The following is a 21,362-nucleotide window of genomic DNA, read 5'->3' on the forward strand; positions in this document are numbered from 1 at the left end:
AAGAGAACGCGGGAGGGAGTGCCGGAGGGGCTACGGGAGCGGCCGCCGGCAGACTCGCCGTCAGTGCTCGTGGTCGTGGATCGAGTTGGTCTCCGCGATCTTCTTCCACGACTTGGGCTGCACGGGCTTGACCGGCTTGCCGGCCAGCGGGGCGGCCGACCGGGACGGCCCGGCCTTCGCCGTCACGGACGCGCGGGCCCGCGCGGCCTTCTCGGCGAGACCGGCCTTCGCGGCGGCGGTCGCCGACGGCTTCGACGTCTGGTACAGCCAGGTGTCGAACAGCCCGGAGAGCGGCTTGTTCGAGATCTTCTCGGCGTACTTCACGAAGTCGGCCACGCGCGCGTTGCCGTACTTGTTCGCCTGCGGCCAGCCCTTGAGGATCGCGAAGAAGTCCTTGTCGCCGATCTTGTTGCGCAGCGCCTGGAGGGCCAGCGCGCCCCGGTCGTACACGGCGATGTGGAACTGGTTGTCCGGGCCCGGGTCGCCCGGCTTGACCGTCCAGAACGGGTCGTCGGCCGCGCGGGACGCGTACACGTAGTCCGCGATCTCCTGCGCCGTGCCCTCGCCCTCCTTCTCCGACCACAGCCACTGGCTGTAACGGGCGAAGCCCTCGTTGACCCAGATGTCCTTCCAGTGGTTCACCGACACGCTGTCGCCGTACCACTGGTGGGCGATCTCGTGGACGACGACCGAGACGTTGGCGCCGTTGGCGAACTGGCGGGGGCTGTAGAACGGCCGGGTCTGGGTCTCCAGGGCGTAGCCGCTGGTGACGTTCGGGACGTAGCCGCCGGTCGCGTTGAACGGGTACGGGCCGAAGACCTCGGTCAGCCAGTCGGTGACCTCGGCGGTCCGCTCGATGCTGGCTCGCGCCGCGCCCTCGTTGTCGCCCAGGTCCTTGCTGTAGGCGTTGAGGACGGGGATGCCGTTCTCGGTGGTGTCGGTGGTGATGTCGAACTTGCCGACCGCGAGGGTCGCCAGGTAGGACGCCTGGGGCTTGTTGGAGCGCCAGTTGAAGCGGGTCCAGCCGTAGCGGGTGGACTGCGACTGGAGCGTGCCGTTGCTGATCGCGGAGTGGCCCTCGGGGACGGAGACCGAGACGTCGTACGTCGCCTTGTCGAGCGGGTGGTCGTTGGACGGGAACCACCAGGCGGCCGAGTCCGGCTCCTGCGCGGCGACGCCGCCGTCGGGGGTGCGGTGCCAGGCGGTCCAGCCGCCGATCTTCACCTCGGACGGCTTGCCCGCGTACCGCACGACCACCGAGAGGGACTTGCCCTTCTGGAGCGGCGTCACCGGCGTGACGACCAGCTCCTGGTCGCCCTCCTTGACGAACTTCGCCTTCTTGCCGTTCACCCGCACCTCGCTGACCGCGAGGCCGAGGTCCAGGTTGAAGCGGGAGAGGTTCTGCGTGGTGGTGGCCTGGATGGTGGCGGTGCCCTCCAGGACGTCCGTGGTCGGCTGGTACTTCAGTCTCAGGTCGTAGTGCGAGACGTCGTAGCCGCCGTTGCCGCTGGCCGGGTAGTAGGGGTCGCCGATGCCCGAAGCCCCGGGGGTGAAGTCCGCGGCAGATGCCGGGATCGCCAGCAGCAGCGAGGCCGCGAGGACGCTCGGGGCGAGGATTCTGCGGTGCAGCACGGGTGCTCCAAATCGTTGGTTCGCAAGATCTGTCCGCACCTTATTCAGCCGTCGAACACCACGCCATGTCCATGGCCCCATCTGTCACACGATCGCCATTTGGCCGACATGGTGCCGCCTGCCCCGAACAGTCGCCCTTGGCCGCTCTTGCCCCCGTGCCTTTGCGTACTGCCCCCTGTTGCACGGGAGTTGACCCCTGTAGCTTCCGGCCATGCCGATACGAAGAACACTGGTGGCCGCCTCGCTCGCCGCGCTGCTGGGCGGGCTCACCGTCCCGGCCGTGGCCGACGCCGTCCCCGCGCCCCGCGAGAGCAAGCCCGTGTACTCCTACGACGGCGCGATACGCGAGTCCGTCTGGGTCGACACGCGGCTCGACGGCGACGGCGACGGGAGGACCGACCGGGTCGCCGTCGACATCGTCAGGCCGGGCGAACCCGCGCGGCAGGGCCGGAAGATACCCGTGATCATGGATGCCAGCCCGTACTACTCCTGCTGCGGGCGCGGCAACGAGAGCCAGAAGAAGACGTACGACGCGAGCGGCAGACCCGTCCAGTTCCCGCTCTACTACGACAACTACTTCGTGCCGCGCGGCTACGCCTTCGTCGCCGTCGATCTGGCCGGAACCAATCGCTCCGACGGCTGCGTAGACGTCGGCGGACGCTCCGACGTCCTCTCCGCCAAGGCCGTCGTCGACTGGCTCAACGGCCGCGGCCGCGCCTACACCACCCGCACCGGCAGCGACCGCGCGGGCGCGGGCTGGACCAACGGCCGCACCGGCATGATCGGCAAGAGCTACGACGGGACGGTCGCCAACGGCGTCGCCGCCACCGGCGTCGAGGGACTGGAGACGATCGTCCCGATCGGCGCCATCTCCTCCTGGTACGACTACTACTTCGCCAAGGGCGCGCCGCTCTACGACAGCGGCCCCGAATGGCTCTCGGACTACGTGGAGAGCCCCGAGGCCCGCGCGCGCTGCGCCGCCGTGCAGCAGAGGATCGTCGAGGGCGCCCCGCGCACCGGCGACCTGACCCGCTTCTGGGCCGAGCGCGACCACGTGCCGGACGCCGACGACGTGAAGGCCAGCGTCTTCGTGGTCCACGGCATGCAGGACCTCAACGTCCGCACCAAGCACTTCGGACAGTGGTGGGACGCGCTCGCGAAGAACGGCGTCGACCGCAAGATCTGGCTCTCCCAGACCGGCCACGTCGACCCCTTCGACTTCCGGCGCGGAGACTGGGTGAAGACCCTGCACCGCTGGTTCGACCACGAACTCCTCGGCTACGACAACGGCATCGACCGCGAGCCGATGGCCGACGTCGAACGCGCCCCCGACCGGTGGACCACCGACCGCGTCTGGCCGCCGAGCGGCACCCGCGCCACGACGCTGCGCCCCGCGAAGGGCGCGCTGCCCGGCGTCGGCACCCTGAGCACCCGCCCGGCCCCCGCGGGCGCGACGGAGACCTTCACCGACGACCCCCGCAACGGCGAACTCGACTGGGCGGCGAGCATCGACCGCTCGACCCCCGACAAGGCCGGGTTCACCACCCGCACCCTCACCAAGGACCTGCGGCTGTCCGGCTCCTCGCGGGTGACCCTCACCGCGACCCCGACCACCCCGACCGCGCACCTGTCCGCCGTCCTCGTCGACCTCGGGCCCGACACCATCCGCGACTACACGGCGTCCGGCGAGGGCATCACCACGCTGCCCGAGCGCACCTGCTGGGGCGCGAGCACCGGGGGCGACAGCTCCTGCTTCAAGGAGACGAAGGCCCGTACCAAGGCCGTTGATTTTCAGGTCGTCAGCCGCGGCTGGGCCGACCTCGGCAACTACGCGTCCGACCTCAAGGGCCGCCCGCTGACGCCGGGCAAGGCGTACACCATCACCCTCGACCTGCACGCGACCGACCACGTCGTGCCCGAGGGCCACCGCCTCGCGCTGATCGTCGGCGGCACCGACCAGGGGCTCATCGACCCCCCTGCCGACCGGCCCACGCTCACCGTCGACCTGTCCCGCACCTTCGCGAAGCTGCCGCTCGTCGGCGGCCCCAAGGCGCTGGCCGCCGCGACCGCGGGCCCGCCGACCACGGTGCTCGCCCCGCCCGCGCGGCTGCGCGGCGTGTCCGAGCCGCGCGCGTTCCGTCCGATCCCGGGAGCCGGCCACTGATGACGACCCCCCAGACCCGTACGACCCCCCTGACCAGTACGGCCCGTACGACCCGTACGGGGGCTACGCGCCTGCGCGCCCTCACCGTCGGGCTCGCGGCGGCCGCCGTCGCGGCGCCGCTCGTCCTCACGGCACCGGCGTCCGCCCAGCCGGCGTCGGACCCGCCCCGCACCGGATTCGAGCGCACCGAAGGGGCCCGCTGGACGACCCAGCCCGAGGAGCTGTCCTTCCTCGCGGCCGTCGCCCGCGGCGGCGAGGGCGTCTCGCTGCGCACGATCGGCACGACCGCGCAGGGGCGCCCGCTCCAGCTGGTCGCGCTCGGCGAGCGCCGCCCGACCGCCACCACCGTGCTGCTCATCTGCAGCCAGCACGGCGACGAGCCGTCGGGACGCGAGGCGTGCCTGTCCACGGTCCGCGACCTGGCGTACCCGAAGGACCGCGGGACGCGCCGCTTCCTGGCCCGGACGACCGTCCTCGTGATCCCCACCGCCAACCCCGACGGCCGCGCCGCCGACACCCGGGGCAACTCCGCGGGCATCGACGTCAACCGCGACCACATCGCGCTGGAGACGGCCGAGGCGCGCGCCGTGGCGGCCGTCGTCCGCGACCGCGCGCCCGACGTGGTCTACGACCTGCACGAGTACGGGTCCACGCCGAAGTACTACGAGAAGGACCTGTTCGACCTCTGGCCGCGCAACCTCAACACCGCGCCGCGCGTGCACCGCGAGGCGCGGACCCTCTCCGGGGACCACGTCCGCCCGGCCGCCGCCCGCGACGGCCTTTCCACGGGCACGTACGGCATCTGGACCGACCCCGTCACCGGCGACCCGATCAAGCAGACGGCGGGCGACGGCCAGGAGCGGATCCTGCGCAACGTCTCGGGGATCAAGCACGCGGTGGGCCTGCTCATCGAGTCCAGGGTCGACCCGCTCACCGACGAGGAACAGCGCGACGAGGCGGTCAACAACCGCCGCCGGGTGGGCTCGCAGCTCTCCGCGCTCAAGGGCCTGTACGCCTACGCGCACGAGCGCGGGGGCAGGATCGCGGCCGCGACCGCCCTCGCCCGCACGGCGGGCCTCCTCGACCGGGGCCCGGTCTACCTCGGCGGCGCGGACAACACGCCCGCGAAGCCGGAGGAGATCCTGGCCGACCCGCCCTGCGGCTACCGCCTGACGGGGGAGCAGTACGCGGACGTGGGCGACGAACTCGCCCTGCACGGCGTCGTGTCCAGGCGGACCGGCGACGGCGCGTTCGTGCCGCTGCGGCAGTCGCGGCGGGCGCTGGTGCCGCTGCTGCTGGACGCACGGGCGACCTACCACCTCACCGAGGGGCGGCCCGTGGACACCTGCTGAGCCGAGCGGTGCCGGGGCGGCGGATCCGCCGCCCCGGCACCGTACCGCCCGGACGGGCTCAGCCCGCCAGGCGCACCACGTCATCGGCGCAGCCCCAGGCCACCGTGACGCCCGCGCCGCCGTGGCCGTAGTTGTGGACCAGCCGCGTCCCGCCCGGCAGTTCGACGGCCTCCAGGCGCACCTCGGGGCGCGCGGGACGCAGCCCCACCCGGTGCTCGACGACCTTCGCCCCGGCCAGCTCGGGGCGGACCGCCGCGCACCGCGCCACGATCGCCTCGGCCTCGGCCGGATCGGGCGCCAGGTCCCAGCGGCCCGCGCCCGCGCTCCCGCCGAGCTTCACCGAGCCGGGCAGCGGCAGCACGTACGTCAGCTCCTCGGCCCCCGGCGGCGCCGAGACGAACCACTCGTCGACGCCCGGGTTCTCCACCACCACCAACTGCCCCCGCACCGGCCGCACCAGCGGATCGGGCACCAGGTCGCGCGCGCCGAGCCCGGTGCAGTTCACCACCGTACGGGCCTCGGCGGCCGGCTCGTCGAAGCCGGACACCGACCGCTCCGCCACGCTCCCGCCCGCCGCCAGCAGCCGCCTCCGCAGGTACTCCAGGTACACCGCCATGTCCACCAGCGGCACCCGCGCGTACAGCCCCCGCGCGTAACCCGGCGGCATCTCGTCGGCGCCGACCTCCCGCAGCTCCCCGATCCCCGCGGCCCAGTCGTCGAAGCCGTCGAGGTCGGCGAGCGAGGTGTCCGCCATCCGCCCGCCCACGATCCGCACCCCGGTCTCCTCGGGGCGCGCCGCCAGCTCCTCGTACACCCGCAGGGACCGCACCGACCAGGCGCCGACCCGTTTCGCGGGCTCGATGCGGTACGGCCAGATCAGCGCGCCCGCCACGGCGGACGTGGTCGCAGCGCCGCCGTCCCGCGCCCAGACCCGCACCCCGCGCCCGCTCTCGGCCAGCGCCACCGCGGCCGAGAGCCCGACGACCCCGCCGCCCACCACGATCACATCAGCAGTCATGCCGGGACGGTACGGGACGCCGGGCGATCACGAAACGGGTGTGCCGGGCGCGGACCCGGCGGGCATGCTCCAGGCATGTCTGCCGACAACGCGACGTACACGACCTTCGCGCTCGCGCCCGCCGCGCGGATGGGCGAGGCCCGGACGAAGGGGCTCACCCGCACGCACCGGGAGTTCCTGGACTTCGTGGTGGACGGCCGCCCGCTGCTGCTGCGCCTGGACGACCTGGACGCGGTCTCGCCGCTGGCCTCCGACGTGCCGCCCGCGATCCTCACCCACCAGGTGCGCGGCCTGCTCCTGGAGGAGCCCGCGCCGCTGCCCGGCGGGCGCTTCGTGATCTACGCCTGTCCGGAGTGCGAGGACCTGGGCTGCGGGGCGGTCACCGCGGTGATCGAACGGGCCGGGGGCGGCGGGGGCGACCGGAGTGAAGGGAGTGATGGGGGCGACCGGAGCGAGGGGGGCGACGGGGGCGACTACATATGGCGGGACTTCGCCTGGCAGACCGCCGACGGCGGGGACGGCGGGGCGGGCGGGGCGGGCGGGGGCGACGCGGGACGCGAGCCGTACGAGGGGCTGGGGCCCTTCCGCTTCCGGGGCGCGGAGTACCGCGCCGTGCTCGGGCGCCTGCTGACCGGCGACGGGGCGCTCGTGCGCCGTCGGGTCCTGCTGATCGGCGCGCGCGTCTCGCTGCTCGCCAGGGTCGCCGCCGCGCTGCGCACCATCGGCATCGGCGCCGAGATCACGGCGGCCCCGGTGGACATCCCCGCCGACGAGCTGCGCACGTACGGCGCGGTGCTCTTCGGCGGGGCGGTCCAGGAGTCGGAGCGCGCGGCCGTCCGCGCGGCCTTCACCGCGGCGGGCGCCGAGGTCGCGTACGTCTCCCCGCTCGCACCGCTGGTCCCGCTGCTCGTCGCCCAGCTCGAACACGCCCTGGACCGCAGCCCCGCCGGGCACCGCAGGCTCACCCGGCTCACCGTGTCGGACGGCGCCGCCGAGCTGGAGACGGCCGCGACCTGCTGGGTCAGCCTGGTCGCCCACCGCGCGGGCGGCCTGCGCCGCGTCCGTACCACCGAGGTGTTCGACGGCAGGCTGGACGCGGGGACGCACCGCATCGCGCTCGACGCCAAGGCGCTCAAGGGGCGGTGCTACCTGGTGGCCCGCACGGGCGGCAGCGTGCTGACGGCGCCTGGCCCCCACGCGGCGCCCGGCGCGACCGCGACACCGGCGCCCGGCCCCGCGCCGCGACCCGACTAAAATCACGCCCCTGATGACTGCAACCCTCGTAGCCAAGCAACTCGCCGCAGGCCACGGCGACCGCACCCTCTTCGCCGGTCTCGACCTCGTCGTCGCCCCCGGCGACGTGATCGGACTCGTCGGCGTCAACGGCGCGGGCAAGTCGACCCTGATCAAGCTCCTCGCCGGGCTCGACACCCCGGAGGAGGGCGAGGTGCGGGTCTCCCCGCCCACCGCCACCGTCGGGCACCTCCCGCAGGAGCCCGAGCGCAGGGAGGGCGAGACGGTACGGGACTTCCTGGCCCGCAGGACCGGCGTCGCCGCCGCCCAGACCGCCATGGACGCCGCCACCGAGGCCCTGGTCGAGGGCGCGCCCGGGGCCGACGACGCGTACGCCGAGAGCCTGGAGCGCTGGCTCGCGCTCGGCGGCGCCGACCTGGACGAGCGCGCGGACGAGGTCGCCGCGTCGCTCGGCCTCACCGTCGGCCTCGACCTGCCGATGACCGCGCTCTCCGGCGGCCAGGCGGCCCGCGCGGGCCTCGCCTCGCTGCTGCTCTCCCGCTACGACGTCTTCCTCCTCGACGAGCCCACCAACGACCTCGACCTGGACGGCCTGGAGCGCCTGGAGCGCTTCGTCTCCGGGCTGCGCGCGGGCACCGTCGTCATCAGCCACGACCGCGAGTTCCTGACCCGCACGGTCACCAAGGTCCTCGAACTCGACCTGGCCCAGCAGCAGATCACCCTCTACGGCGGTGGCTACGCCGCCTACCTGGAGGAGCGCGAGACGGCCCGCAGGCACGCCCGGGAGGGCTACGAGGAGTACGCCGACAAGAAGGCGGCCCTCGAAGCCCGCGGCCACATGCAGCGCTCCTGGATGGACAAGGGCGTCAGGAACGCCCGCCGCAAGGCCACCGACGGCGACAAGCTCGGCCGCAACGCCCGCAGCGAGGCCAGCGAGAAGCAGGCGGCCAAGGCCCGCCAGACCCAGCGGATGATCGAGCGCCTGGACGTGGTCGAGGAGCCCCGCAAGGAGTGGGAGCTGCGCATGGAGATCGCGAGCGCGCCGCGCTCGGGCTCCGTCGTCGCCACGCTCCGCGAGGCCGAGGTGCGCCGCGGCGACTTCGCCTTCGGCCCCGCCTCGCTCCAGATCGACTGGGCGGACCGGGTCGCCATCACGGGCCCCAACGGCGCGGGCAAGTCCACGCTGCTCGGCGCCCTGCTCGGCCGGATCCCGCTCGACGCGGGCCACGCGACGCTCGGCTCCGGCGTGGTGGTCGGCGAGGTCGACCAGGCGCGCGGCCTGTTCTACGGCTCCGAGTCGCTGCTGGACGCGTTCTGCGCCGCGGTCCCCGAGACCGAGCCAGCCGAGGTGCGCACGCTGCTCGCCAAGTTCGGGCTCAAGGCGGACCACGTGCTGCGCCCCGCGACGACGCTCTCGCCCGGCGAGCGCACCCGCGCCGCGCTGGCGCTCCTCCAGGGCCGGGGCGTCAACCTGCTGGTCCTGGACGAGCCGACCAACCACCTCGACCTGCCGGCCATCGAGCAGCTGGAGTCCGCGCTGGAGTCGTACACCGGCACGCTGCTGCTGGTCACGCACGACCGGCGGATGCTGGACGCGGTGCGCACGACGCGGCGCGTCGCGGTGGCGGACGGCAAGGTCGTCGAGTCCTGAGGGACCCGCGACGGACACGACGAAAGGGGGGCGTACGCGAATCGCGTACGCCCCCCTTTCGCTGTCTCAGCGCCGCTTGCGGTCCTTGCGGTCGTCGCGACCGCCCTGGTTCAGCAGGCCCGCCTTGCGCAGGGCGTCCGCCATCGCGCTGTTCGCGGGGGCGGGAGCCGACGAGCCGCGCCCGCCGCCGCCCTGCCGGTCACCGCCGCCGCCGTTGCCACGACGCTGGCCCTGGCCTTGCCCCTGCCCCTGGCCCTGGCCCTGACGACCTTGGCCCTGGCCGCCCTGCCGCTGCTGCGGCGGGCGCCGGTCACCGCCCCGCTCGCCGCCCCGCTCGCGCTTCGGACGGCCCGACGCGTCCGCCTCGTCGTCCAGGCGCAGCGTCAGCGAGATCCGCTTGCGCGGCACGTCGACGTCCAGGACCTTCACCTTGACGATGTCGCCGGGCTTGACGACCTCGCGCGGGTCCTTGACGAAGTTCCTGGACAGCGCCGAGACGTGGGCGAGCCCGTCCTGGTGCACGCCGACGTCGATGAACGCGCCGAACGCGGCGACGTTCGTCACGACGCCCTCCAGCACCATCCCGGACGCCAGGTCGCCGATCTTCTCGACGCCCTCCTTGAACGTGGCCGTCTTGAACGCGGGCCGCGGGTCGCGCCCCGGCTTCTCCAGCTCGCGCAGGATGTCCGTGACGGTCGGCAGCCCGAACTTCTCGTCCACGTACTCGTCGGCCCGCAGCGACTTCAGCACCCCGGTGTTGCCGATGAGCGCCGCGACCTCGCCGCCCGCCGCCATCTTCCGCACGACCGGGTACGCCTCGGGGTGCACGCTTGAGGCGTCCAGCGGGTCCTCGCCGTCCCGGATCCGCAGGAAGCCCGCACACTGCTCGTACGCCTTGGGGCCGAGCCGCGCCACGTCCTTGAGCGCCTTGCGCGACCGGAAGGGGCCGTTGGAGTCGCGGTGGGACACGATGTTCTCGGCGAGCGTGCCGCTGATGCCCGACACGCGCGAGAGCAGCGGCGCGGACGCGGTGTTGACGTCGACGCCGACGCCGTTCACACAGTCCTCGACGACCGCGTCCAGCGAGCGCGACAGCTTCACCTCGGACAGGTCGTGCTGGTACTGCCCGACGCCGATCGACTTCGGGTCGATCTTCACCAGCTCGGCCAGCGGGTCCTGCAGGCGCCGCGCGATCGACACGGCGCCGCGCAACGACACGTCCATGTCGGGCAGTTCCTGCGAGGCGAAGGCCGAGGCGGAGTACACGGACGCGCCCGCCTCCGAGACCATCACCTTCGTCAGCTTCAACTCCGGGTGCTTGCCGATCAGTTCACCGGCGAGCTTGTCGGTCTCGCGGGACGCCGTGCCGTTGCCGATGGCGACCAGCTCGACCGCGTGCTCCTTCGCCAGGCGCGCCAGCTTGGCGATCGCCTCGTCCCAGCGGTTGGCCGGGACGTGCGGGTGGATCACGTCGGTGGCCACGACCTTGCCGGTCGCGTCCACGACGGCGACCTTCACGCCCGTACGGAAACCGGGGTCGAGGCCGAGGGTGGCGCGCGTCCCGGCCGGGGCGGCGAGCAGCAGGTCGCGCAGGTTCGACGCGAAGACCCGGACCGCCTCGTCCTCGGCGGCCGTGCGCAGCCGCAGCCGCAGGTCGATCCCCAGGTGCACCAGGATGCGGGTGCGCCAGGCCCAGCGGACCGTTTCGCCCAGCCACTTGTCGCCCGGCCGGCCCCGGTCGGACACGCCGAACCGGTGCGCCACCATGCCCTCGTACGAGGAGGGGGCGCCGTCCGCCGACGGCTCCTCCGGCTCCAGGACCAGGTCGAGCACGTCCTCCTTCTCGCCGCGCAGCATCGCCAGGATCCGGTGCGAGGGCAGCTCGGTGAAGGGCTCGGAGAAGTCGAAGTAGTCGGCGAACTTCGCTCCCGCCTCCTCCTTGCCGTCCTTCACCCTGGCCACCACGCGGCCCCGGCCCCACATGCGCTCGCGCAGTTCGCCGATCAGGTCGGCGTCCTCGGAGAACCGCTCCGAGAGGATCGCCCGCGCGCCCTCCAGCGCGGCGGCCGGGTCCGCGACGCCCTTGTCGGCGTCCACGAACGCGGCCGCGGCCGCGGCCGGCTCCACGGACGGGTCGCCGAGCAGCCCGTCCGCGAGCGGTTCGAGCCCCGCCTCCCGGGCGATCTGCGCCTTGGTGCGCCGCTTGGGCTTGAAGGGCAGGTAGATGTCCTCCAGGCGCGCCTTGGTGTCGGCCGCCCTGATCCGCGCCTCCAGCTCGTCGGTGAGCTTGCCCTGCTCGCGCACGGAGTCCAGGACCGAGGTCCGCCGGTCCTCCAGCTCCCGCAGGTACCGCAGCCGCTCCTCCAACGTGCGCAGCTGCGCGTCGTCGAGCATCTCGGTCGCTTCCTTGCGGTAGCGCGCGATGAACGGCACGGTCGACCCGCCGTCCAGCAGCTCGACGGCCGCCTTGACCTGTCGCTCCCGTACGCCGAGCTCCTCGGCGATCCTGCCTTCGATGGACGTCGTCACGTTCTCCCCGACTCGTCTTTTCGTGCTGGCTGTGCTGGCTGTGCTGCGTGGCCGTACCGCTGTGCGCCACGTGGCCGTACCGCCCGTGGGCCGTACGGCCGACAGCCGCCATTGTGCCGTGTCGCCCGCGCGGGTCCTAAGCGCCGGGTCCTGCGCGCCGGTCCCGCGCGTCGGTCGCGGTCGCGCCCCGCTCAGCCCTTGCCGGTCAGGTCCGCGGGGAAGCCGCCCGCGGCGACCGCCGTCATGAGGAAGCCGCGCCCCAGCTCCGTCAGGCGCTCCACGCCCTCGGCGCCCAGGTGTTCGTACGGCGCCGCGTCCAGCCGGTCCGTCCGCTCCTCCAGGTCCGCGCGCAGCGCCTCGCCCGCCTCGGTGAGCGTCAGCTCCCCCTCGCTCGCCAGGATCCCGCGCCCGCGCAGCCGCTCGACCGCCGCGTCCCAGTCGGCGCGCCCCCAGCCGCGGGTGGCCAGCACCCAGTGCGGCCGCATGCCCTTGCCGGTCGCGGTGTGGCTGACCAGCGCCTCGACCTGGTCCAACTCGGCGTCGAGCAGCGCGAGCAGATGGCCGTCGCCCCGGTGCTCGCGCAGCAGGGCCGAGGCGTGCCAGTAGGCGAGGTGCGGCTCGGCGGGCACCGGCTGGTCGGCCTGGGCCGCGTACAGCGGCCTGGCGTGCCGGGTGCAGGCCTCGGCCGCGCGCAGGGCGAGCCCGGCGGCCTCCGCCATCGCGTCGGACTTGATCACGTCGTCGCCCAGCAGCCGCCGCAGCGTGGTGTCCGCGGCCCGCAGCCGGGCCCCGACCACGGCCTCGGGGGTGGTGGTGCGCCAGAGCGCGGGCACGTGCCGGGCGACCAGTTCGTGGTTGTAGTTGTAGAACGTCGCGGTGACCACGCCGGGGCCGACCGCGCCCAGGGTCGCCGCGCGGCCGATGAAGAAGTGCGTCTCCCGGTCGTGGACCCCGACGTCGGCCAGCTCCCTCGGGTAGTCGGGGGAGAAGTAGACGGTCGAGTACAGCGGGTTCAGCACGTGGTGGCAGCGGCGTCCGGCGCGCGCGGGCAGCGAGGTCATGACCGCCACGCTACTGACTGGTCGGTACGACAGGAAGACCTCCAGGAGGATGGCAGGAAAGGTGGGGGACACGTCATTGCGGTCACCCCCCGGCGCCGCGAAGGATGGGGCCATGAAGCACCGGAGATCGATCCTGGTCGTCCTCTTCGACGGCGTGCAGAGCCTCGACGTGACGGGACCCGTGGAAGTCTTCGCGGGCGCCGACCACTGCGCGGGCGGCGCCTACGACATCCGTACGGCCTCCCTGGACGGCGGCCCGGTCCGCACCGGCAGCGGGCTCACGGTCGTCCCCGACACCAGCCTCGCCGCGGCGGCGGGGGAGGGCGCGCCGCACACCCTGATCGTCCCCGGCGGCCCCTACACCCGCGACCCGCACCGCGAGCTGATCGACTGGCTGCGCGTCCACGCCCCGCGCGCCGAGCGCCTGGTGTCCGTCTGCACCGGAGCCCTGCTCCTCGCCGAGGCGGGGCTGCTCGACGGCCACCGCGTCACCAGCCACTGGGTGGTCTGCGAACAACTGGCCCGCTCCTACCCGGAGGTCGAGGTCGACCCCGATCCGATCTTCGTGCGCGACGGGCACATCGCGACGTCGGCCGGGGTCACCGCGGGCATCGACCTGGCGCTCGCGCTGGTCGAGGAGGACCTGGGCCGCGAGGTCGCCCTCACCGTCGCCCGCCACCTGGTCGTCTTCCTGCGCCGGCCGGGGAACCAGGCGCAGTTCAGCGCCCAGCTCGCCGCCCAGACCGCGCGCCGCGAGCCGCTGCGCGACGTCCAGCAGTACATCAGCGAGCACCCGGCCCACGACCTCTCGGTCGACGCGCTCGCCGCCCGCGCCAGCCTCTCGCCCCGGCACTTCGCCCGCGCCTTCCAGGAGGAGACCGGGGTCCCGCCCGGCAGGTACGTCGAGCGCGTCAGGCTCGAACACGCGCGGCGGCTCCTGGAGGACGGCCCGGACGGCGTCGAGGAGGTCTCGCGCGCCTGCGGCTACGGCACGCCCGAGGCGATGCGCCGCGCCTTCGTGAAGGCGCTCGGCACTCCGCCCGCCGAGTACCGCCGCCGCTTCCGCCCCCTGCCGGCCCCGGCGAAGGCCCAGGGCCCCGCCCACAGCCCCGCCCGCTGAAGCCCGCCCGCCGAAGCCCGCCCGCCGAACGGAAGGTCCCCCCGTGCAGATCGCGATCCTGCTCTACGACCGCTTCACCCCGCTCGACGCCGTCGGCCCGTACGAGATGCTGAGCCGCCTCCCCGGCGCCGAGACCGTCCTCGTCGCCGAGCGGACGGGCCCCGTCCGCGACGGACGCTCCTCGCTCGGCCTCGTCGCCGACCGCACCCTCGACGAGGTGACCGCACCCGACGTGCTGGTGGTGCCAGGCGGCCCCGGCTCCCGGGTCCAGACGGGGAACGAGGTGCTGCTCGACTGGATCCGCCGCGTCGACCGGACGACCACCTGGACCACGTCCGTCTGCACCGGCTCCCTGCTGCTCGGCGCGGCCGGGCTCCTCACGGGGCGCTCGGCCACCTCGCACTGGCTGGCACTCGACACGCTCAAGGGATTCGGCGTCCGGCCCACCGGGCAGCGCGTCGTCACCGACGGCAAGTACGTCACGGCCGCCGGGGTCTCCTCCGGCATCGACATGGGGCTCACCCTGATCGGCAGGATCGCGGACGACGAACAGGCGCAGGCGGTGCAGCTCCTCACGGAGTACGACCCCCAGCCGCCGTACGACGCGGGCTCGCCGCACAAGGCCCCGGCGGAGCTGGTGCGGCGCCTCACCTCGGGCGACGGGCCGCCGCTCCGCTGACGCCGGTGCGCGGCGGGTCCGGCGGGGCCGGCGGGCGGCCCCCCCGGCGGGGGCCGCGGCTCAGCCGCCCAGGGTCCACCCGAACCGGGGCGTCCTGCGCTCCAGGAAGGCGGCGACGCCCTCCGCGGCGTCGCCGCTGCCGCGCGCCTGCCCCGCCCAGTGCTCCTCGCGGCCCTCGCGCCCGTCGGCGAACTCCTTCGCCGCCGCCTGGGTCAGCAGCGAGCGCGCGGCCAGCACCCGGGTGAACTCCGCGACCCGCTTGCCCAGCTGGCCCTCCGGCAGCACCTCGTCCACCAGACCGGTGCGCAGCGCGCGCTCCGCGTCGATCAGCTCGCCCGAGAAGAGCAGGTACTTCGTGGTCGCGGGGCCCACCAGTGACACCAGCCTGCGGGTCGCCGACGCCGGGTAGACGATGCCCAGCTTCGCCGGGGTCACCCCGAACGACGCGCCCTCCTGCGCGAACCGCAGGTCGCAGGCGGCCGCCAGCTGGCTGCCGCCGCCCACGCAGAAGCCGCGCACGGCGGCGAGCGTCGGCTTGGGGAACGCCGCGAGCGCGTCCTCGGCGACCACCGAGAGCGCCTGGGTGTCGCCGCCGCGCTCCCGCAGCGAGGAGATGTCGGCCCCGGCGCAGAAGGTGTCGCCCGCACCGGTCAGCACCAGCGCCCGCACCGCCGGGTCGGCGGCGAAGCCGTCGAGGAGTCCGGGCAGCGCCCGCCACATCGACGCGGTCATCGCGTTGCGCTTGGCGGGGTTCGCGATGACGACGGTGGCGATGCCGTCCGCGACGGACGCTTGCAGCTGCGGCTCCATGCGCCGGATGCTATCCGCAGTGCGCGAACCTATGATCGAGAAGGGGCCGGAACACCTCACGACGAGGAGCCGCCATGGGCGATCCCGCGCTCTCGGGCCGAAGGTCCGAAAGCCGCAAGCTGGGCCGCAGTTTCGGCTGGCTGACCCTGCTCGGCTGGATCCTGGTGGTCGGCGGACTCGTAGGCCTCGTCTACACCGGCCTCGCCACCCTGACCTCGATGCTGCTCTTCGGCTGGCTGCTGCTGGTCGGCGGCCTGGTCGGAGTCCTGCACGCCGTGCAGTCGCGCGGCACCAACTACTTCTGGCTCTGTGTGGTCGTCGCCGCGCTGAACCTCGCCGCGGGCGTCGTGGTGATCCGCCACCCGGAGGGCACGGCGGAGGCGCTGACCATGTTCGCCGCGCTGCTCTTCCTCACCGGAGGGGTGTTCCGGCTGGTGGGCAGCGTGGTGGTGCGCGGCCCGCAGTTCGGCTGGACGCTGCTCCAGGGCGCGTTCGGACTGCTGCTGGGTCTGCTGGTGCTCTTCGACTGGCCGAGCAGCAGCCGGTACGTGCTGGGGTGCTTCTTCTCGCTGGCGCTGCTCTTCGACGGGCTCGGTCTGGTCGCGATCGGGGTGACGGGCCGTCGCATCGTGGACCTGGTGGCCCAGGCCGCGGCCCCGGCGGAACCGGAGGCGTCCGCTCCTGCCGGTGCGGCCGAGCCGGTACGGCCCGACGAGGGCGCCGCGCCCTCGGGATCCGCCGTGCCCATGGCCAAGGCGCCGCCAGAAGAAGATCAGGATCAGTCGTCCGGTTGACGTTGTCATACGTACGCGATCAGAAGCCGTCGATACGCACTGACTTGTGGTCAGTCGGCCGGACCGCGCGGGCCCGTTCCCAACACTCGACCTATCCGGCGTTCGAGGAAGGCGCCGGGCGAGGGCGAGAATGGGGCCGATCTATGGAGAGCCGCGGGAGCGTTCCGGCCAGGCCACGGTCGTACGAAGGCGTCTGGCGTTTCACTGCTCCCGCGGTCGAGGTGTCCGTCCCGCAGGCCAGGCGCGCCGTGCGCGAACTGCTGAGCCGCCAGGGCGTGCCCGCTGCCGAAACGGTTGTCTACAGCGTGCTGCTGATCGTCTCGGAGCTGGTCACCAACGCGGTGAAGCACGCGGCGGTCCTCTCGCCCGAGCTGGCCGTCGAGGTGAGCATCGGCCCGGACTGGATCAAGATCTCGGTCGAGGACGACCACCCGTACCGCCCCAAGGCGCTGGAGACGGACTACGCCCAGACGGGCGGCAGGGGGCTGCTGCTGGTCCGGGAGATCTCGACGGAGGCGGGCGGCGCCTGCGACGTGGAGCACACCGCGAGCGGCGGCAAGATCATCTGGGCCGCCCTCCCGCTCGACCCGAAGGGCTGAACCCCCGTCCCGGAGGACTGGACCCCCGTCCCGGACGACGGGACCCCCGCCCGGCCCACGAGGGCCCGGCGGGGGTTCCCGGTCTTCCGCCCGGGGCACGGGCCGGGGGCTACCAGCCCGAAGCGTCGCCCGTCAGCTCGCGGATCGCGGGCCGCGCCGCGTCCAGCACGGTCATGAACCACGCCGAGAACGGCACGGCCGCGTGCCGCTCGGCCAGCTCGGCCGCGGTCACGAACGCGGTGTCGCCGACCTCCTCGGGGTCGGGCGCGGGCGCGGCCTGCGCGAGCCCCACGAAGAGGTGGTTGAACTCCTGCTCCACCAGACCCGAGTCCGGGTCCGGGTGGTTGTAGCGGACGGTGCCGGCCGCGGCGAGCAGCGAGGGCGAGATGCCCAGCTCCTCGTACGTGCGCCGGGCGGCGGCCGCGAACGGCGCCTCGCCCGGGTAGGGGTGCCCGCAGCAGGTGTTCGACCAGACGCCGGGGGAGTGGTACTTGCCCAGCGCGCGCTGCTGGAGCAGCAGCCGCCCCTGCTCGTCGAAGAGGAACACGGAGAACGCCCGGTGCAGTCGGCCCGGGGCCTGGTGGGCGGAGAGCTTCTCCGCCGTGCCGATGGTGTTGCCGTCCTCGTCGACCAGTTCGAGCAGGATCTCTTCGGCGGTGGTGGCTGGTGTGGTCGGCATACCCATCCTTCGCTTCGGTTCTCGGCGCCCGGTCAAGTCTGCCCCACGCGGACCGCGCCGTATCCCCACCGCATGGATGTGCGGGAGCGAGGACACGGCGCGCGACCGCCGTCGGTCAGACCCCGAAGGCCGCCGGATAACGGATCACTCCGCGCGGAACCGGCCGGGACCCGTCGAGGACCAGCGCCATCATCGCCTCGTCCGGCACCTCGAAGCTTGGCCGGATCCCGTACTCGGAGGCCGGAACGAAGCCGAACCTCGGGTAGTACTCCGGGTGCCCGAGTACCAGTACCAGGTTCTCCTCGCCGCGCAGCCGTGCGGCGTCCAGCACCGCGCGGATCACGGCCTGTCCTGCGCCCCGCCGTTGCAGCCCGGGGGCCGCCGCGCAGGGGGCCAGTGCCAGTGCGGGCGCGTCGCCCACGTGACAGCGGGTGACCAGGGCGTGCGCGACGATCCCGTCGCCCTGGCCCTCGGCCACGTACGAGAGTCCCGGTACCCAGGCGTCGGCGTCGGCGCGCAGCGCGTCGACCAGGTCGGCCTCGGCGGGGGTCCCGAACGCGGCGGCGTTGAGCGCGTGCACGGCGGCAAGGTCCGCCGCCGTCTCGGGGCGCGTGCGCCACCGGGGGTCGGCGGGGCGCAGTGCGTACGCCACGTAGCCGTACTCCGCCGCGTGGTCCCGGCGCATCGCCAGTTCCGCGCGGGTGGCCCCGAGGGCCGACGCCATGCCGGGCGCGGTCGGGTCGGCCGACCCGACGCGCTCGGCGAGCGGGACGTAGTACTCGTCCCAGTCGCTCTCGGGCTGTTCGTACGCCCCGAGGACGTGGTACCCGGCGGCGACGGCGGCCGCGGTGACCTCCGCCACTGGCCGCAGGGAGCCGTGGCCGCGCCAGAACTCCCGGGCTTCTTCGGACGGCTCGTCGGTCGTCCAGACGCACTCGGAGACCATCAGCGAGCCGCCGGGCGCGAGCAGCCGCCGCCAGGAGGCCAGCGCGGTGTCGAACCCGATGTTGTACGCCGAGCCCTCGGCCCAGACCAGGTCGAACGACCCGTCGGGGAAGTCGGCGGGGGACAGCTCGCCCATGTCGGCCCTGACGGTGCGGACGGCGGCGCCGAGCCCGCGGGCGTCGGCGGCCTGCCGCAGCTCGTCCAGGAACGGCTCGTGCAGGTCGACGGCGGTCACGTCGGCACCCGCCTCCGCCGCGAGCAGCAGTGCGGCACGGCCGGGGCCGCAGCCCAGGTCGAGGACGCGCGGCCGCTCGGGCAGCGGACCGCAGAGGGAGAGCAGACGCCGGGTGGTGGCGTCGGAACCGGGGCTCTGCCGGGGCAGGCCGTGGTGGAGGGAGAAGAACGCCTCGTACTGGGCGTCGTGCTGGATGTCGTCGTGCTGGGCGTTGTCGGTCAACGTGAAACCCTTTGGAAGGAGAGGGCTCCGGCCGACGTCAGGCGTCGGTCAGCCGTGAACCCGGATGCTGAGGAAGGACCGGGAGGTGGCGGTGCTGCGCACGGCAGCCCCTATCGCGGCGGTCATCAACCTCAGCTCCTCTCTCGACTCGGCTGTACCAGTCACGGACGAGACCCGAATGCCGATGCGGCTCGGTGCAGCTGGGTGCAACCGAAGCAATCGAATGTCTCTGCGAAAAGCCTAACATCCGTCAGTGACAGACCTTCGCCTCGTGCACCGCGTGGCCGCCCGGCTCCAGCTGGAACGTGCAGTGCTCGACGTCGAAGTGGTCGCCGAGGCAGCCCTGGAGCTCGTGCAGCAGCTTCTCGTGGCCGACCGTGTCCAGGGCGTCCTGGTCCACCACCACGTGCGCCGAGAGCACCGGCATGCCCGAGGTGATCGTCCAGGCGTGCAGGTCGTGGACGTCGTCCACGCCGGGCAGCGCCAGGATGTGGGCCCGCACCTCCGCCATGTCGACGTCCTTGGGCGCGGCCTCCAGGAGGACGTTCAGGGTCTCCTTGAGGAGCTTCAAGGTGCGCGGGACGATCATGAGGCCGATCACCAGCGAGGCGATCGGGTCGGCGGCCTGCCAGCCGGTCAGCAGGATCACGCTCGCCGAGACGAGCACGGTCAGCGAGCCGAGGGTGTCCGCCAGCACCTCCAGGAAGGCGCCGCGCACGTTCAGGCTGTCCTTCTGGCCCCGCATGAGCAGCGAGAGCGAGACCAGGTTGGCGACCAGGCCGACCAGCGCGAAGCCGATCGCCAGCTTGCCGTCGGTCTCCGCCGGGCTGATGAACCGCTCGACCGCCTCGAAGAGCACGTAGCCGCCGACGCCGAGCAGCAGCAGACAGTTGGCGAGCGCCGCCAGGATCTCGGCCCGCGCGAGGCCGAAGGTGCGCCTCGCGGTCGCGGGGCGGCCCGCGAAGCGGATCGCCAGCAGCGCCATGCCGAGCCCCACCGCGTCCGTCGCCATGTGCGCCGAGTCGATGACCAGCGCCAGCGAGTTGGCGAGGACGCCGCCGACTATCTGGACCAGCATCACGCCGATGGTGATCGCCAGCGCGATCTTCAGGCGTCCGGCGTACGCGGCGGACACGGTCCCGCCCGCCTCCGCGCCGTGCGTGTGCCCGTGGTCGTGCCCAGCCCCCATGAGGACGCCTCCCGATCGTCTGCCCAGCCGTCGGTCCGGCTCGGGACCAGGGGCAAGTGAACTACGGGTGGGGGGTATGTGCAACACGGTACTGAACACCGTTGTCATGTGCCCTGACCTGCGGAAATGTCCGCAGGTCAGGGCTGTGGGCGAGTGGCGCCCCGACGCGTGGACGATCAGCGCCCCGCGCCGCGCGCGCTCATGCGCCGCGCGCCTCGGGGTGGTGCAGCAGCCATCCCTCCCAGGCCGACTCGACCATCTCGCGCACTCCGCGCGAGGCCGTCCAGCCCAACTCCTCCGCGATCAGTCCGACCGACGCGACGGCCCGCGCCGAGTCACCCGGGCGCCGCGCCTCCACGACCGGCTCGACGCGCCGCCCCGACACCTCGGCGATCAGGTCGATCAGCTCGCGCACCGACACCCCCTCGCCCCTGCCGACGTTCAGCGTCAGGTCCCCGCCGTGTCCGGGCGACGCGAGCCGCCGCGCCACGGCCAGGTGCGCGTCCGCGATGTCGGCGACGTGCACGTAGTCCCGTACGCAGGTGCCGTCCTGCGTCGGATAGTCCGCGCCGAAGATCCGCGGCGCCTCGCCCCTGGTGATCCGGTCGAACACCATCGGGATCACGTTGGACACCCCGACGTCCGAGAGCTCGGGGCGCGCGGCCCCCGCCGCGTTGAAGTAGCGCAGACAGGCCGTGGAGACGCCGTGCGCCCGGCCCACCGCCCGCACCAGCCACTCGCCCGCCAGCTTCGTCTCCCCGTACGGGTTGATCGGCGCCGTCGGGGTGTCCTCCGCGATCACCTCGACCGAGGGCACGCCGTAGACGGCGGCGGACGAGGAGAAGAGGAAGCTGCCGATCCCCGCCGCGACGACGGCCTCCAGCAGCGTGGTCAGCCCGCCCACGTTGTCCCGGTAGTAGAGCAGCGGCCGCTCGACGGACTCGCCGACCTTCTTGCGCGCGGCGAGGTGCACCACGCCCGTGACCCCGTGCTCGGCGAACGTGCGGTCCAGCAGCTCGCGGTCGTACGCCGAGCCGCGCACCAGGTCGACGCCCCCGGGCAGCCGGTCGGGAAATCCCGAGGACACGTCGTCCAGCACGACCACCCGCTCCCCGGCCTCCGTCATGGACCGGGCCACGTGCGCCCCGATGTATCCCGTTCCGCCTGTGATCAGCCATGTCATGACGGCCAGCCTAGGCGCGGGCCCCGGGACCCACGGGTTCCGGGCCGTCGGCCCCGCGGCGTGCACGCGGTGTGCACGCGGTTTGTGGGGCGAGGCACTGATCGACGATGATGATCGCCGAGGCCCATTCGGAGCCTGCCCGTGGCCGTGGGGGAACGGAAACGGGCAGTGGATTCGCGGTTCCGTTCATCCGATAGCCTCAGCCGACGTGCCGCCGCCCGCCCTGGGGCCGTACCGCCGCGCGCA

At 73.5% G+C, this 21,362-nt stretch carries 17 protein-coding genes; 8 read left to right on the top strand and 9 right to left on the bottom strand.

The window, feature by feature from the left end; genetic code table 11:
* Nucleotides 1–60 precede the first annotated feature (60 nt).
* The gene (locus tag ACIBNE_RS01605; protein WP_399270001.1) at nt 61–1,629 is read right to left on the bottom strand and encodes a M1 family metallopeptidase; all 1,569 of its coding nucleotides are present in this window, start codon (nt 1,627–1,629) and stop codon (nt 61–63) included.
* 214 nt (nt 1,630–1,843) lie between these two features.
* On the opposite strand from ACIBNE_RS01605, the gene ACIBNE_RS01610 reads away from it, so the two are divergent.
* Entirely contained in the window at nt 1,844–3,796 is a 1,953-nt protein-coding gene (locus tag ACIBNE_RS01610) for a Xaa-Pro dipeptidyl-peptidase (protein ID WP_399268307.1), read from the top strand.
* On the top strand, nt 3,796–5,148 hold the full coding sequence (locus tag ACIBNE_RS01615) for a M14 family zinc carboxypeptidase (protein WP_399268309.1): 1,353 nt from the start codon (nt 3,796–3,798) through the stop codon (nt 5,146–5,148). Before ACIBNE_RS01610 ends, ACIBNE_RS01615 begins: the two co-directional genes overlap by 1 nt.
* Before the next feature lie 58 nt (nt 5,149–5,206).
* On the opposite strand, the gene ACIBNE_RS01620 is transcribed toward ACIBNE_RS01615, so the two are convergent.
* On the bottom strand, nt 5,207–6,166 hold the full coding sequence (locus ACIBNE_RS01620) for an FAD-dependent oxidoreductase (RefSeq protein ID WP_399268311.1): 960 nt from the start codon (nt 6,164–6,166) through the stop codon (nt 5,207–5,209).
* A 75-nt stretch (nt 6,167–6,241) separates the two neighbouring features.
* Between ACIBNE_RS01620 and ACIBNE_RS01625 the strand changes: the two genes are divergently transcribed.
* Together ACIBNE_RS01625 and ACIBNE_RS01630 are read left to right on the top strand one after the other, a co-directional pair.
* The gene (locus tag ACIBNE_RS01625; protein ID WP_399268313.1) at nt 6,242–7,420 is read left to right on the top strand and encodes an oxidoreductase; all 1,179 of its coding nucleotides are present in this window, start codon (nt 6,242–6,244) and stop codon (nt 7,418–7,420) included.
* Nucleotides 7,421–7,433: 13 nt separating this feature from the next.
* The gene (locus ACIBNE_RS01630) at nt 7,434–9,071 is read left to right on the top strand and encodes an ABC-F family ATP-binding cassette domain-containing protein (RefSeq protein WP_399268315.1); all 1,638 of its coding nucleotides are present in this window, start codon (nt 7,434–7,436) and stop codon (nt 9,069–9,071) included.
* 66 nt (nt 9,072–9,137) lie between these two features.
* On the opposite strand, the gene ACIBNE_RS01635 is transcribed toward ACIBNE_RS01630, so the two are convergent.
* Together ACIBNE_RS01635 and ACIBNE_RS01640 are read right to left on the bottom strand one after the other, a co-directional pair.
* Nucleotides 9,138–11,600, bottom strand: coding sequence for a Tex family protein (locus ACIBNE_RS01635; protein WP_399268317.1), 2,463 nt, complete (start codon nt 11,598–11,600; stop codon nt 9,138–9,140).
* A gap of 191 nt (nt 11,601–11,791) precedes the next feature.
* Complete coding sequence (locus ACIBNE_RS01640) at nt 11,792–12,661, bottom strand: hypothetical protein (RefSeq protein WP_399268319.1); 870 nt, start codon at nt 12,659–12,661, stop codon at nt 11,792–11,794.
* Between the two features lie 112 nt (nt 12,662–12,773).
* On the opposite strand from ACIBNE_RS01640, the gene ACIBNE_RS01645 reads away from it, so the two are divergent.
* Together ACIBNE_RS01645 and ACIBNE_RS01650 are read left to right on the top strand one after the other, a co-directional pair.
* A complete protein-coding gene (locus ACIBNE_RS01645; RefSeq protein WP_399268321.1) occupies nt 12,774–13,781 on the top strand; it encodes a GlxA family transcriptional regulator in 1,008 nt (335 codons plus the stop codon).
* A 43-nt stretch (nt 13,782–13,824) separates the two neighbouring features.
* Entirely contained in the window at nt 13,825–14,460 is a 636-nt protein-coding gene (locus ACIBNE_RS01650; RefSeq protein ID WP_399268323.1) for a DJ-1/PfpI family protein, read from the top strand.
* 60 nt (nt 14,461–14,520) lie between these two features.
* On the opposite strand, the gene ACIBNE_RS01655 is transcribed toward ACIBNE_RS01650, so the two are convergent.
* Nucleotides 14,521–15,270: an enoyl-CoA hydratase/isomerase family protein gene (locus tag ACIBNE_RS01655; protein WP_399268325.1), complete on the bottom strand. Its 750-nt coding sequence runs from the start codon at nt 15,268–15,270 to the stop codon at nt 14,521–14,523.
* A gap of 74 nt (nt 15,271–15,344) precedes the next feature.
* Here ACIBNE_RS01655 and ACIBNE_RS01660 point away from each other — a divergent pair, with 74 nt between their 5' ends.
* Nucleotides 15,345–16,064: an HdeD family acid-resistance protein gene (locus ACIBNE_RS01660; protein WP_399268327.1), complete on the top strand. Its 720-nt coding sequence runs from the start codon at nt 15,345–15,347 to the stop codon at nt 16,062–16,064.
* 143 nt (nt 16,065–16,207) lie between these two features.
* A complete protein-coding gene (locus tag ACIBNE_RS01665; RefSeq protein ID WP_399268329.1) occupies nt 16,208–16,663 on the top strand; it encodes an ATP-binding protein in 456 nt (151 codons plus the stop codon).
* A gap of 109 nt (nt 16,664–16,772) precedes the next feature.
* Here the strand turns inward: ACIBNE_RS01665 and idi are convergent, their stop codons facing one another.
* The 4 genes from idi to galE all read right to left on the bottom strand — a co-directional run bounded on the left by idi (nt 16,773) and on the right by galE (nt 21,116).
* Nucleotides 16,773–17,342, bottom strand: a complete 570-nt coding sequence (idi, locus tag ACIBNE_RS01670; RefSeq protein ID WP_399268331.1) for an isopentenyl-diphosphate Delta-isomerase — start codon at nt 17,340–17,342, stop codon at nt 16,773–16,775.
* Between the two features lie 115 nt (nt 17,343–17,457).
* Nucleotides 17,458–18,744 (bottom strand): bifunctional class I SAM-dependent methyltransferase/N-acetyltransferase, encoded by a 1,287-nt coding sequence (locus tag ACIBNE_RS01675; protein WP_399268333.1) that lies wholly within the window; start codon nt 18,742–18,744, stop codon nt 17,458–17,460.
* A gap of 250 nt (nt 18,745–18,994) precedes the next feature.
* Entirely contained in the window at nt 18,995–19,933 is a 939-nt protein-coding gene (locus tag ACIBNE_RS01680; RefSeq protein ID WP_399268335.1) for a cation diffusion facilitator family transporter, read from the bottom strand.
* 199 nt (nt 19,934–20,132) lie between these two features.
* A complete protein-coding gene (gene galE / locus ACIBNE_RS01685; RefSeq protein ID WP_399268337.1) occupies nt 20,133–21,116 on the bottom strand; it encodes a UDP-glucose 4-epimerase GalE in 984 nt (327 codons plus the stop codon).
* Between the last annotated feature and the right edge of the window lie 246 nt (nt 21,117–21,362).

The sequence above is a fragment of the Streptomyces sp. NPDC050504 genome (assembly GCF_044458065.1).
Lineage (GTDB): Bacteria > Actinomycetota > Actinomycetes > Streptomycetales > Streptomycetaceae > Streptomyces.

What these genes read in the sequence shown, in the direction of transcription:
- ACIBNE_RS01620 (WP_399268311.1), bottom strand. Translation starts at nt 6,166, where the DNA reads ATGACTGCTGATGTGATCGTGGTGGGCGGCGGGGTCGTCGGGCTCTCG.
- ACIBNE_RS01615 (WP_399268309.1), top strand. Translation starts at nt 3,796, where the DNA reads ATGACGACCCCCCAGACCCGTACGACCCCCCTGACCAGTACGGCCCGT.
- ACIBNE_RS01655 (WP_399268325.1), bottom strand. Translation starts at nt 15,270, where the DNA reads ATGGAGCCGCAGCTGCAAGCGTCCGTCGCGGACGGCATCGCCACCGTC.
- ACIBNE_RS01645 (WP_399268321.1), top strand. Translation starts at nt 12,774, where the DNA reads ATGAAGCACCGGAGATCGATCCTGGTCGTCCTCTTCGACGGCGTGCAG.
- ACIBNE_RS01680 (WP_399268335.1), bottom strand. Translation starts at nt 19,933, where the DNA reads ATGGGGGCTGGGCACGACCACGGGCACACGCACGGCGCGGAGGCGGGC.
- ACIBNE_RS01640 (WP_399268319.1), bottom strand. Translation starts at nt 12,661, where the DNA reads ATGACCTCGCTGCCCGCGCGCGCCGGACGCCGCTGCCACCACGTGCTG.
- galE (WP_399268337.1), bottom strand. Translation starts at nt 21,116, where the DNA reads ATGACATGGCTGATCACAGGCGGAACGGGATACATCGGGGCGCACGTG.
- ACIBNE_RS01625 (WP_399268313.1), top strand. Translation starts at nt 6,242, where the DNA reads ATGTCTGCCGACAACGCGACGTACACGACCTTCGCGCTCGCGCCCGCC.
- ACIBNE_RS01610 (WP_399268307.1), top strand. Translation starts at nt 1,844, where the DNA reads ATGCCGATACGAAGAACACTGGTGGCCGCCTCGCTCGCCGCGCTGCTG.
- ACIBNE_RS01660 (WP_399268327.1), top strand. Translation starts at nt 15,345, where the DNA reads ATGGGCGATCCCGCGCTCTCGGGCCGAAGGTCCGAAAGCCGCAAGCTG.
- ACIBNE_RS01630 (WP_399268315.1), top strand. Translation starts at nt 7,434, where the DNA reads ATGACTGCAACCCTCGTAGCCAAGCAACTCGCCGCAGGCCACGGCGAC.
- idi (WP_399268331.1), bottom strand. Translation starts at nt 17,342, where the DNA reads ATGCCGACCACACCAGCCACCACCGCCGAAGAGATCCTGCTCGAACTG.
- ACIBNE_RS01665 (WP_399268329.1), top strand. Translation starts at nt 16,208, where the DNA reads ATGGAGAGCCGCGGGAGCGTTCCGGCCAGGCCACGGTCGTACGAAGGC.